At 52.2% G+C, this 12,865-nt stretch carries 9 protein-coding genes and 3 tRNA genes (1 of these 12 only partly in view); 6 read left to right on the plus strand and 6 right to left on the minus strand.

What is annotated here, in order from left to right; all coding sequences use genetic code 11:
* The 5 genes from EBA_RS19625 to EBA_RS19645 form a co-directional block, all read left to right on the plus strand.
* On the plus strand, positions 1-4,387 hold the end of the coding sequence (locus EBA_RS19625) for a non-ribosomal peptide synthase/polyketide synthase (RefSeq protein WP_192376280.1). 24,383 nt of this gene lie to the left of the window's left edge; 4,387 of the gene's 28,770 nt are visible here — the last part of the coding sequence; the start codon falls outside the window, past its left edge; the stop codon is at positions 4,385-4,387.
* A 68-nt stretch (positions 4,388-4,455) separates the two neighbouring features.
* Positions 4,456-4,692, plus strand: a complete 237-nt coding sequence (locus EBA_RS19630) for an MbtH family protein (protein WP_192376281.1) — start codon at positions 4,456-4,458, stop codon at positions 4,690-4,692.
* Entirely contained in the window at positions 4,689-4,919 is a 231-nt protein-coding gene (locus EBA_RS19635) for a hypothetical protein (RefSeq protein ID WP_192376282.1), read from the plus strand. The genes EBA_RS19630 and EBA_RS19635 overlap by 4 nt, the downstream gene beginning before the upstream one ends.
* Before the next feature lie 6 nt (positions 4,920-4,925).
* The gene (locus EBA_RS19640) at positions 4,926-5,210 is read left to right on the plus strand and encodes a hypothetical protein (RefSeq protein ID WP_192376283.1); all 285 of its coding nucleotides are present in this window, start codon (positions 4,926-4,928) and stop codon (positions 5,208-5,210) included.
* Between the two features lie 90 nt (positions 5,211-5,300).
* Positions 5,301-5,537, plus strand: a complete 237-nt coding sequence (locus EBA_RS19645; protein WP_192376284.1) for a hypothetical protein — start codon at positions 5,301-5,303, stop codon at positions 5,535-5,537.
* 113 nt (positions 5,538-5,650) lie between these two features.
* Here the strand turns inward: EBA_RS19645 and EBA_RS19650 are convergent.
* The 4 genes from EBA_RS19650 to parC all read right to left on the minus strand — a co-directional run bounded on the left by EBA_RS19650 (position 5,651) and on the right by parC (position 8,339).
* Positions 5,651-5,726: transfer RNA gene (locus EBA_RS19650), tRNA-His, on the minus strand.
* A gap of 22 nt (positions 5,727-5,748) precedes the next feature.
* Positions 5,749-5,825 (minus strand) — tRNA-Arg (locus EBA_RS19655).
* Between the two features lie 6 nt (positions 5,826-5,831).
* Positions 5,832-5,908: transfer RNA gene (locus EBA_RS19660), tRNA-Pro, on the minus strand.
* A 193-nt stretch (positions 5,909-6,101) separates the two neighbouring features.
* Positions 6,102-8,339, minus strand: coding sequence for a DNA topoisomerase IV subunit A (gene parC / locus EBA_RS19665; protein ID WP_192376285.1), 2,238 nt, complete (start codon positions 8,337-8,339; stop codon positions 6,102-6,104).
* Positions 8,340-8,568: 229 nt separating this feature from the next.
* Between parC and fnr the strand changes: the two genes are divergently transcribed.
* On the plus strand, positions 8,569-9,318 hold the full coding sequence (gene fnr / locus EBA_RS19670) for a fumarate/nitrate reduction transcriptional regulator Fnr (protein ID WP_192376286.1): 750 nt from the start codon (positions 8,569-8,571) through the stop codon (positions 9,316-9,318).
* A gap of 402 nt (positions 9,319-9,720) precedes the next feature.
* On the opposite strand, the gene EBA_RS19675 is transcribed toward fnr, so the two are convergent.
* Positions 9,721-10,977 (minus strand): glycerophosphodiester phosphodiesterase, encoded by a 1,257-nt coding sequence (locus tag EBA_RS19675; protein ID WP_192376287.1) that lies wholly within the window; start codon positions 10,975-10,977, stop codon positions 9,721-9,723.
* Between the two features lie 96 nt (positions 10,978-11,073).
* Positions 11,074-12,678 carry an alkaline phosphatase D family protein gene (locus tag EBA_RS19680; protein ID WP_192376288.1) on the minus strand — a complete coding sequence of 535 codons (1,605 nt, stop codon included), beginning with the start codon at positions 12,676-12,678 and terminating at the stop codon, positions 11,074-11,076.
* Positions 12,679-12,865: the final 187 nt, after the last annotated feature.

Here is a 12,865-nt window from a genome sequence, read left to right on the forward strand (position 1 = left end):
GCATAGCCCACCGCCCATCTCGGCGGCTTCCCGCGATCAGCCCTTGCCGTTATCCTTCGCCCAGCAGCGTTTGTGGTTCCTGGACCGGCTCGGCAGCGGTGCGGCTTACAACATGTCATTGGCCTTGCGTTTATGCGGACAACTTGACCTCTCGGCATTAGAACAGTCCCTGAGCGAAATCGTACGCCGTCATGAAAGCTTGCGTACCACGTTCGACAATAGTGCCGAGCAACCTTACCAACGCATCCGCGCACCTCAACCGCTGGAATTGCTGGTAACCGATTTGAGCCACCTGCCTGACGCTTTACGCCAAACAGAAATTTGCCGTGAAGCCCGGCAAGATTCGTTGCAGGTCTTCGATTTAAGCCGCGACTTGATGTTGCGGGCAAAGCTGCTCCGGCAGGACGAAGACCAGCATGTATTGTTGCTCAGCCTGCACCATATCGCCGCCGATGGCTGGTCTCTCGACATTTTGGTACATGAACTGACCGAACTGTATGCCGCATTCGCAGCCGACAGACCCTCGACTCTGGCTGAGCTACCGGTGCAATACGCGGACTTTGCGGTCTGGCAACGGCAATGGCTGCAAGGCGAGGCACTGGAGCAGCAAATCGCATTCTGGAAAAAGCAATTGCAAGACGCGCCCGCGTTATTGGTGCTGCCAACCGACAGGCCGCGTCCGCCAGTCGAAAGTTTCCAGGGCGGCGCTTATCCGCTAAGCTTGGATGCCAAGCTGACTTCAGGGCTTAAAAAGCTTAGTCGCGACACAGACACCACCTTGTTCACCACCTTGCTGGCGGCGTTTCAAGTGTTGCTGGCTCGTTACAGCGGCCAAGAGGATATCGTCGTCGGCTCGCCGATTGCCAACCGCAATCGTCTGGAAACCGAACCGCTGATCGGCTTTTTTGCCAACACCCTGGCGCTACGGGCAGACCTTTCCGGTAACCCCGGTTTCCGTCACCTACTGGCGCAGCTTAAACAAACCCTGCTGCTGGCACAGGATCACCAAGACCTGCCGTTCGAACGTTTAGTCGAAGAACTGCAGATCGAGAGGAACCTGAGCTATAACCCTATTGTACAAATCGTTTTTACCTTGCAAGCCGCCAAAAAGGACGGCTTCGAGCTTCCGGACCTGGAAATCAGTGCATGCGAGTTCGCCGAACCTAGCGTGCGCATGGATTTGGAATTACATTTGCGGGAACAGGCGGATGGCATTGTCGGCAGTTGTTGTTATGCCGCCGACCTGTTCGATGAAACCACCATCAGACGTCTGATGGCACACTTTTCCAACCTGCTGAATGGCATTCTCGCCGACCCGGACCAGCCCATTCCGGCCTTACCCTTGCTGGATGAAAACGAATCCCGGCAAATGCTGGTCGATTGGAACAACACCTTTGCCGACCTTCCCAAGGATCTTTGCCTCCACCAATTGTTCGAACAACAAGCCTCGCGCACGCCGGATCAAGTGGCGGTAGTCTATGGCGAACAACGTTTGAGCTACCGTCAACTCGACCAACGCGCCAATCAGCTGGCGCACCATTTACGAACTTTGGGCGTCATACCGGACACTCTGGTCGGTATCTGCCTGGAACGCTCGGCGGACATGGTAGTGGGCATTTTGGCGATACTTAAAGCCGGCGGAGCTTACCTGCCGCTGGATCCGGCTTATCCGCAAGAACGGCTGGCGCACATGCTGGAAGACGCGGCGGCGCCGGTGCTGTTGACCCAGTCCGCACTGTTGGACCGCTTACCGGCTCATAACGCCAAACCGGTTTATTTGGATAGCGACTGGCCGCTTATCGAAGCATTGCCGAATACCCAGCCTAGCAGTGCTGTGACTACCGACAACTTGGCCTATGTCATCTACACCTCCGGCTCCACCGGCAAACCCAAGGGCGTGTTAGTAGAGCATCTCGGCGTGTGCAGCATCATACAGGCACAAATCGCGTTGTTGGAAATCGGCACGGATGACCGGATTTTGCAATTCGCCTCGTTAAGTTTCGACGCCGCCGCATCCGAGATCATGTTAGCGCTGGGCAGCGGTGCGGCTTTATATCTAGGTACACGCGAAAACCTGGCACCGGGCGAACCCTTGCGGCGTTTTCTCAGCGACAATGCCATTACGGTGGCGACAGTAACGCCCTCGACGCTGGCCGCATTACCGCATGATTCGCTACCGGCCTTGCGCACCTTGGGCGTGGCCGGGGAAGCCTGCTCCGCCGAACTGTTCGGACTGTGGGCGAAAAATCGCCGTTTCTTCAATCTGTACGGCCCGACCGAAGCCAGCATTTGCGCTACCGCTTGGCTCTGCCAGACGATTACCCCCCAGGCCCCGCCCATTGGGCGTCCGCTTGCCAATGTCCAGGTCTATATCCTCGATGCCTTGCAACAACCGGTGCCTATCAGCGTGGCCGGGGAACTGTATATCGGCGGCGTCGGCGTGGCGCGCGGCTATTTGAACCGCCCGGAATTGACCGAGGAAAAATTCATCCCCAATCCGTTCGGCGCTGGACGTTTGTACAAAACCGGCGATTTGAGCCGCTGGCTGCCCGACGGCAATATCGAGTATCTGGGACGCATCGACCAGCAGCTGAAAATCCGTGGTTTTCGTATCGAGCCGGGTGAAATCGAATCGGTCCTGGTGCAGCACCCGGCGGTGCGAGAAGCCGTGGTATTGGCGCGCGCGGATCAATTCGGAAAACCACGGCTGGTCGCCTATCTACTGGTTAATGACCAAACATTGACAACCGCTGTGTTACGCGACTGGTTGCTGGAAAAACTGCCCGATTATATGGTGCCCACGGCCTTGGTAACGATTAAAGCCTGGCCATTGACCCCCAACGGCAAACTCAATCGACAAGCTTTGCCTGACCCGGAAATACAGTCCAGCGATAACGACTACCTCGCACCGCAAACACTCACCGAGTCGGCCTTAGCTGAGGTGTGGCGGCAAGTCCTGAACGTGGAGCGGGTTGGCAGACAAGACAATTTCTTCGATCTGGGCGGACATTCCTTATTGCTAACCCAATTGATTTACCGCATCGAAACCGCGCTGGGCATATTACCCACCATGCGCGACCTGTTCAGCTTTCCAGCGCTCAGCGCTCAGGCCGCGCATCTCGACACCTGCCTGCAAACCCGAGGTCAACAGGCTTTAGCCATGCCTAGCGTGGACTTTGTTGCCGAAAGCCAGCTCGATCCGGCGATTTGGCCTGCCACTGCCGACTTTGCGCTTACCGCGGAAGAATTGCGAGCGGTATTGATTACCGGGGCATCCGGCTTTCTGGGTGCTTATCTGCTAGACGAACTCGCTCGGCAAACCTCGGCGGAGCTGTATTGCCTGGTACGCGCCGATAACGCGGAACACGGTGCCCAACGCTTGCGGAGCAACCTTGAACGGCACGGCCTGTGGCGGGACGAACTGGCGTTACGCCTTCATCCCGTGGTTGGCGACTTGGAACAAATGCGTTTGGGGCTTTGCAATGAGGAATACCGCTATTTGGCAGAACAGATAGACGCGATCTATCACTGCGGTGCGCACGATAATCTTCTTTATCCCTACGCTATGCTGAAAGCTGCCAACGTCGATGGCACTCACGAACTTCTGCGTCTGGCCTGCCTGATCCATACCAAACCGTTGCATCTGGTCTCCACTCTGTCAGTCGTCTCGCCACGAGTCGAACACATCAGGGAAACCGATCCCTTGGAATATCCAATGCAAACCGGCATGGGTTATGTCGAATCCAAATGGGTAGCCGAGCAATTGGTCAGATACGCCGCTGAGCGTGGTTTGCCGGTCACGATCTATCGTCCAACCCACATTCTTGGTTTGACTACGACCGGCTATACCCATATTGATGATGCCTGGTATCGTCATCGTCTCAACGATATCCAACTGGGTATCACCACCGTCAATGGGAATAACGAGGATAATCATGTCCCGGTTTATTTTGTCAGTCAGGCGCTGGTTTATCTTTCCCTGCAACGGGCCTCGTTAGGCAAAGTATTCCATTTGTCTAATCCCCACCCTACGCCAAGGTCTGTTTATCAAAAGGTTTTAAACGAATTGGGTTATCCCGTCATTTCTCTTCCTTTTGCTCCGTGGTTGGCGCAATTAAGCGAAGCATCCAAAGCGATGCCGGATCTAGGTCTACTTCCTTTGCTTCCGCTATATACTGCTGATAATTCCGAACAAAACCCTGCGCTGAGCGTGACGCCTTGCATCTACAATGATAATACCGTTGTGGGCCTTGGCGGCAGCGGAATCGCCTGCCCTGAAATCAGTCATACTGAATTGCGCGCGTATTTCGAGTATTTGATCGCTGAAGGACATTTTCCGTCGCCACATAAGATACAACCATTCAGTCTGGCGACTGACAAGGTCTAAAGAAGGATATTGACGCGGATTTGAAACCGAACGTAAATCTTATAGTTTTATTAAAAAGGAAAAAACCCATGACCAATCCCTTTGAAGACAACGAAGCCGACTACCTAGTGTTAATCAATGATGAAGGACAGCATTCACTCTGGCCGGCCTTTCGCGAAATCCCCAAAGGCTGGAAAACCATCGGCCCGCAAGGGCAACGCCAGATTTGCCTGGATTGGATCGAAACCCATTGGACCGATATGCGTCCGAAAAGCTTAATTGACGCGATGAACACCGTGACCAATGCAAACTTTCAGACGGAATGACTCAATACTATTCAATGACAGCTTTTGTCTCTATTGAGCGACTGAAAATAGCTACTGGTTACGATAGGCCCGGTGATATTGAACGATGCCTAAGAAAAAGTAGCGTTCGTTACTTATACGGACAAGGGGGTAAAATTTTTACTACGATAGATGCAATCAATGCACCTATGGGATTAAAATTCGACATCCCTGACGCCAATCAAGAGGTAATCGATTTTATCGATTAAACGCCCATGACTAAAGGACCTGCGCGAACAGCTGTTATACCGACCGATATTGAAGCCAGAAAACTGGCGACTGGTGTCTGGTGGGATAAGTCAGGTAGTGGTAAATGGATGTTCAAATACAAAGATCCAGACCTTGGGAAATGGCGATCAAAGCGACTGATCAGTCCAAAGTCATCTTTGGCAGAAATTTGGCAAGCATACGAAAGTCTGAGTGTTCCCATGGCGGCTACCTTCGCATCTATTAGTCTCGACTTCCAGCTAACACCTATCTGGCGCAAATTGGCTACATAAACGCAAAAAGATTATCTAGATTGTCATCAACGGTGAATTGTCGGAAAGCAGGGCAAATAAAGAGCTTGCATACATAAAACGAGATTTCTCATGGGCATACGAATTGAAAAAATTAAATTCAATCCGACGGTAGGCGTGAAAAAGCTATCAATCAAACCTCGCCAACACTACGCCGAAGATCGTGATTACGAATTTATGCTCAAGATCGCTCAAGAGTCTAATTATTGGTATCTCTGGCCGGCCGTGGAAATTGCCATCTTTGCCGTATGCGTTTGTCGGAAGTGCTGGATCTCACCGATGCAAATGAATTGCCGGAAGGCCTACTAAGATGAATGTTTACGATGTAAAAATTGAAAACGGTGAAACCGTCTAACGAATGACCATTTGTCAGTAGATGCCGATCTTGCATCCTACAAACAGCATCAAATTATTGATTTTAATGGGGTGAACGATGGGGCTCGAACCCACGACAACCGGAATCACAATCCGGGACTCTACCAACTGAGCTACGCTCACCATAATGATGAATTTTTTGCGATGGCACGCTTGGCAGGACTCGAACCTGCGACCCTCGGCTTAGAAGGCCGATGCTCTATCCAGCTGAGCTACAAGCGCAAATCTTGGTCGGGGTAGAGAGATTCGAACTCCCGACATTCTGCTCCCAAAGCAGACGCGCTACCAGACTGCGCTATACCCCGAATTGACCTTCTTATTATCCCGAAGAACAGAAGCACTCCAGAAAGATGACTATGATAAAGACATTGATTGTATACGTCAATAGATTTTTTATATTGAACTAATAAACTGTTGTTAGCTCGCTGGTGGACAATGCAAAAACGTCAGAAAAGCCTTGAAAAGCTTACTGGAATACATATCCCACGTAGTTGAAACTTACGCAACGACACACTCCAGTCCATCCACTTTTTGAAATCCGCGCGGCAGCGCTGTGCCGCGATTGGCGCGGCTACCAGTATATTGGGCTATATCCATGGCTTTCAGCGTGACATGACGCTTGCCGGAGATAATTTTCAATTCGCTGCTAGCCGACAACGCCGTTACGGCGACCACCGCATCCTTGCCGGAAACCAAATCACCACCGGGAATCTGAATCAACTTATTCCCCTTGCCTTTGGCCAGCTCAGGCAGATCCAACGCTGGAAATATCAACAATCTGCCCTGCATGGTTGCAACCGCCAGCAAGTCGTGACCGCGCGGAATCGGCGCGGGCGTCAACACTTTTGCGCCGGTCGGCAAACTCAGCAAAGCCTTACCAGCCTTGTTTTTACTTTGCAGCTCTTTGACCTGAACCCGAAAACCGTAACCGGCATTACTGGCAATCAACAGCCAATCGTCAGACTGTCCGGTGAATACATCGGTAAACAAGCTACCGGGCGGCGGATTTAGCCGACCCGTCATGGGCTCGCCCTGACTCCGTGCGGAAGGCAGGTCGTGCGTGGTGACGGTATAGACCCGGCCCGTGGAATCCAACACATACGCCGGTTGCGTAGTCCGGCCTTTCGCCGAGGATAAATACGCATCGCCAGCGCGATAGCTGAGGCTTTCTACTTCAATATCGTAGCCCTTGGCCGCCCGTATCCAGCCCTTTTGCGACAGAATGATGGTGACCGGTTCGTTAGCGATTAGCTCGGTGGTATCCAGCGCCTGCGCGGCGTCACGTGCAACGATGGGCGAACGGCGGCTGTCACCGTATTTCTCTGCATCACGCTCGATTTCTTTGCGGATCAAACGATTCAGCAAACGCTCGGAACCCAAGGTTTTTTCCAAAGCCTGACGCTCCTGCTCCAACTCGTCTTGTTCACCGCGAATCTTCATTTCCTCCAACTTGGCCAAGTGGCGCAGCTTCAGTTCCAGAATCGCTTCCGCCTGTAAATCACTTAAGCCAAACCGCTCCATCAAAACCGGCTTGGGATGATCTTCTCTACGAATGATGGCGATCACTTCGTCGATATTCAGATAAGCGATCAGCAAACCTTCCAGAATATGCAAGCGCGCCAGCACCTTATCCAAACGGTATTGCAAACGACGGCGCACGGTTTCGGTTCTGAAGCTGATCCATTCGGTCAAGATCATCCGTAGATTCTTGACCTGCGGCTTGCCGTTCAAGCCGATCATATTCATATTGACCCGATAATTTTTCTCCAGGTCAGTGGTCGCGAACAAATGCGACATCACCGCATCGACATCGATGCGCTTGGTTTTGGGAATCACTAACAAGCGCGTGGGATTTTCGTGATCGGATTCGTCGCGTAAATCCTCGATCATCGGCAGCTTTTTTGCCAGCATTTGCGCAGCAATTTGTTCCAACAACTTGGCGCCGGAGACTTGATGCGGCAAAGCGGTGATGACGATATTGCCATCTTCCAGCTCGTATTTGGCGCGCATTTTCACCGAGCCGTTGCCGGTCGCATACATTTTTTGAATGTCGGCGCTAGCCGTAACGATTTCAGCATCCGTCGGATAATCCGGCCCTTGAATGTGGACCAGCAGACCTTCCAGCGGTGTTTCCGGCTCGTCTAGCAATTGCAGACAAGCGTTGGCAACTTCGCGCAGATTGTGCGGTGGAATATCAGTTGCCATCCCCACGGCAATACCCATGGTGCCGTTCAACAGCACATTCGGCAAGCGCGCCGGCATCAAACTGGGTTCTTTCAAGGTACCGTCGAAATTGTCGGTCCAATCTACCGTGCCCTGCCCCAACTCACTGAGCAAGGTTTGCGCGTAAGCCGTCAGCCGCGATTCGGTGTACCGCATCGCGGCAAAGGATTTCGGGTCGTCCGGCGAACCCCAGTTACCCTGACCATCGATTAATGGATAACGATAAGAAAAATCCTGTGCCATCAACACCATGGCTTCGTAACACGCCGAGTCGCCGTGCGGATGATATTTACCCAGCACGTCACCGACGGTACGCGCCGATTTTTTGTACTTGGCCAGCGAAGACAAGCCCAGCTCCGACATCGCATAAACGATACGACGCTGCACCGGCTTAAGGCCGTCGCCGATGTGCGGCAAGGCCCGGTCCAAAATCACATACATGGAATAATCCAGGTAGGCTTTTTCGGTGAATTCTTTTAGCGGGAGTTGTTCGAAATTTTCCTGTACGCCCATTGTTTTGCGAATAATCCTGTGTTGAAAGCCGCCGAACCGCGACAAAGTAGAGGGCGGCTAAAATACCACAGACGCCGGCGGAAAGCGTATCGGAAAAGGATTGCGCCGCCGGCACGCCGGGCCGGAAGCAGAAAGATAAGGGAAAAGTACGCGCTTACACAAGGCAAGTCATGCATTTAAGCAAGCTCTGTTAATATGCAATATACCGCGACATTAACCAAGGGCAGACGTGACTGAAACCAACTCGACCAAGGCCACCTGCCAAACCTGCAAGTTGTCCGAATTATGCTTGCCTTTTGGCTTACAACAGTCCGAAGTCGAAGACCTGGCAACGATAGTTCGCGAACGACGACCACTGCAGATAGACGATTTGCTTTATCGGCAAGGCGACACCTGCCGCAGCTTATATGCCATCAAATCCGGCTCGTTCAGGAGCTTTATTACCAACGCGGAAGGCGAAGAACAAACCATGGGGTTTTATTTGCCAGGTGAATTAATGGGGCTGGATTCGCTGCAACACGGCCGCTTTACCTGTTCGACTGTTGCGCTGGAAACCGCTTCGGTTTGCGAATTGCCGTTAAGCAATCTCAATGAATTATGCGGCAAGATACCTAGCTTACATAGCCAGCTGATGCGAATTTTGGGTAAAGAAATTGCCTCGGATCATGACAAGATCATCTTGCTTGGGCACCGCTCGGCCAAGGAACGAATGGCCACTTTTTTATTGATGCTCTCGCAACGCTATGCAGCACTGGGCTTTTCCAGCACGACATTCAATTTAACCATGAGCCGTTTGCATATCGCCAATTTTCTAGGTCTGACGATTGAGACGGTCAGTCGGCAATTGGCTTATTTGAGTCAACAAGGCATCATTACCGTTAAACAACGCGGGATACAAATCCACAAATTAAGTGCGCTGAAAACCGTGGTTAATTCTTGCCACGTGCATTGCGCCATAGAGACAAACGACGTGGATTGATATTGCCGCCCGCAAAAGAGACGCGGCAATATCACATTCCCGACTAAAACGACTTATTTAGCTTCTTTAGAGGATTCAGCTTTTGGCTTGCTGGGGCCAACACCTTGCTCACCGCAGGCGGCTAAAGTGCTTACAGCGATAACTAACAATAATACGCGACTGATTAATTTCATGGATTTTCCTGTTGTGACGATGTTTTTATTGTTCGCCCTTGCCACGCAACAGCGCTTTAGCAAAGGAGATGCTGTCCAAGCCTTAAGGCTTGGACAGCATCATGACACTGATAAGGCAAAGCCATTTGATCGATGTCAAATGGCTATAAAAAGCCCGGAATAAATTTAGACAGCCGTTTGCTTCACACTGACACCCTATTTACACAATAAACAAAGCACTACTGATAGATCAGCGATCACGACCTTCATGCTTATCTTCAGCGCGAGATTCGCAACGCCCCAGGGCATTGACGCTATCCGCGTTAATTGATGCATCCCGCGCAGCAACGCCGGTGTCGGCAAAGTCTGTAAACAAGCCATCAACTCCCAAGTCGAAGTAGTACGTCATTTCTTGTTTAGGGTCAGCGAAACCATAGCCGCTAGCATCGTTGCGGAAGGTCCAGGTGTGAACTAGCAGACCTTTATCATGCGCCAGCTCTATTACACCCGTGCTGCCATCGACCCGGCGGTCGTTAATAGTAATGGCACCATCGCCATTGCGATCCACACCGTCTGCCACGGTTTTCACCAGATACGGCTTCCACGGACCAACAGCATCGGCATAGGACTTAACGAAATCCAGACCTTCGTTGCTCAACAAGTCGGCAAAAGTACGTTGATCGCCTTTCACGACCAAGTCATACGGCTGTTTGTAAGGCGCCACCAGGGAAATAGAGCCATCGGCATTCACGTCGTCGGCGTCGATTAACTGTACCAATTTGATGTCGGTCTTGTGACTCAGGTATTGCAAATTGCTGACTTCAAAAGATTGGATAAACACAGGGGCGCAAGCGCTGTTGCCGTATTCTTTGTGTAGTTTTTTCAGCAGCTTGTTTTCAAAGACATTCAAACCAAACAAAGGCTTGTCGTTGGCGCCCTTCACAGTAGCATGATAAGTGGAGTGTTTTATTTCCGGATAAATCCCGACAGCGCGGCCGCTTGCCTTGCTTTTGTGCTTGGCCAGCGCAATCACTTCATCTAATGTTGGAATTTCGAACAAGCCATTGTATTGCGGGTCACGATCGGGGCGGGCCTGAATAGCGTGCAGCGTTTTAATTTCCGCCAAGGTAAAGTCGGTGGCAAACCAGTCATTGTATTCGACGCCATCAACCATACGCTTGGTTTTGCGATCGGCAAACTCCGGATGGCTGGCGACATCCGTGGTGCCGCCTATCATCGGTTCGTGGCGGGCGATTATATGGCCGTCCTTGGTCAATACCAGATCGGGCTCGATAAAGTCCGCACCCATTTCGATAGCCAGCGTATAGCCTTCGATGGTGTGCTCGGGCCGATAGCCGGCCGCGCCACGATGGCCAATGAGGATGGGACTGTGATGCATCTGATGACTATGCTCTCTGTGTGACTGTGCGTTAGCGTGGCTTTGCGCACTGAGTATAGCCAGCGTCGCTGCAGCAAGTAAGCTGGGTTTGTAAAAAGGCTTGAACATGAGTATTTCCTGGATCGTAAGGTTAAGGCCGTGGCACGAGAGTTGCCGACCAAGGCTGCCGTCCCAATAGACAGCAGCCTCGGTCCGGTAATCGGACTATCTATCCCGGTCGTGATGATCCTGCTCAGCTTCCGCAGGCAGGGTTTTGCTGAATACAACGGCGCCGTCGATGTCTTTTAAATCAACAGTCATCGCCCGGCTGCGCTTGTCGATATTCACTTCGCCGAAGAATTGCAGGCCGGCATAAGGTGACAAATTAGCCTTACCGGCTGGCGGAGTTTTAGTGAATACGACTTGCGGACCAAAGGTACCGTCAGCACTGTTAGGGCCGAAGGTGCCGGCGTTCAGCGGGCCGGCGACAAACTCCCAAAACGGTGAAAAGTCCTTGGTCTTGGCTTGGCTAGGATCGTAGAAATGCGCGGCAGCATAGTGGACGTCGGCGGTCAACCAGACGATGTTTTGCACGTGTTGGTGCTTGATATATTTCAGTAAGTCGGCCATTTCCAGTTCGCGGCCGGCTGCCGGGCCGTTGTTGCCGTTGGCCACTGCTTCCCAGCGCGCATTGCCTTGCGCATCGACGCCATCACCTATATTGAGACCAATCGGCATATCGGCGGAAATGACTTTCCAGGTCGCGTCGGAATTTTTTAATTCATCCTTCAGCCAGGCAACTTGTTCCGCACCCAGGAAGGCGGTTTCGCTGCTTTGCTGGGCTTGCTGATTAGCGGTGTTAGGGCCACGATAGCTGCGCATATCCAGCACAAACACGTCCAACAATTTGCCGTAGGAGATTTTCCGGTAGATACGCTCGGGTTCCTCGGCATTGTGTGGGCGTAACGGTGCGTATTCATGAAAGGCCTGAGTGGCGCGCGCTACTAGCAATGGCACATCCTTGACCGTGTAGCGGTTGTCTTTGCTCAAATCTTTCGAGTCCGACCAGTTGTTAGCAACTTCATGATCGTCCCATTGCCAAACTTGCGGTACTTCGGCATTGAAGCGGCGGACGTTTTCATCCAGCAGATTGTATTTGTAGCGGCCGCGAAATTCGGCCAGCGTTTCGGCGACCTTGCTGACTTCAGGCGTCACCAGATTGGTCCAGATTTGGCCGTTCTCGGCAGTAACGCTGGCCGAAATCGGACCGTCCGAATAGACGCTATCGCCGCTTTCCAGGAAGAATTGGGGTTGCACTTGGCGCATGGCTTCGTAGATTTTCATGCCGCCGAAGCTTTCGTTGATACCCCAGCCCTGGCCAGCAATATCGCCGCCCCAAACGAAACGGATATCGTCGCGTTTACCGATAGTATGAAAATGGCCGGCGACCGGTTCGCTTTTATGGCGGGCATTCGTCAGATCTTCGAACCAGACTTTCAGATAAACGTCCCTGCCTTCAGGAAGACCGGTTAAGTCCTGGCGAGCGGTAAAATCGGTTTCCGACATCGCATAAGGTCCCCGAATGGTAAAGGCGTCGGTGAATTCCGGGTTATAGGCATACTCCACCATCATGCGCGATGGACGGTCGGCGCGGCTCCAAACCATAGCGCGTCCGGGCGCCAAATCGCCGATCTGGATGCCTTGCTCCATTTGCGGTACGTCTCCGATTTCCGCAAATACTGGCGCATTTAGTGTTAATAATCCGACGATGGCCAATGCCAATTTGCTTGGCTTTATCGTGCGACCGTTGGGTTTTACTCGTGCTTGCATGGCGACTACTCCTAGGCGTTGTGAAGAGGCCCGGATTATAGGCAGCGGTAAATGACAAACTGATTAAGGTCTGCAGAGAAAAAACAGTAACGAATTGAACCCAATGCCATCACTATGGAAGCTTTCCACTTGCTAGATACCAGCTGCGTGTGGCTTGCCGCGTTTTGTGACGCGCCTCGCATTTAGG

Origin of the sequence: Methylomonas albis, from assembly GCF_014850955.1 — a bacterium.
GTDB lineage: Bacteria > Pseudomonadota > Gammaproteobacteria > Methylococcales > Methylomonadaceae > Methylomonas > Methylomonas albis.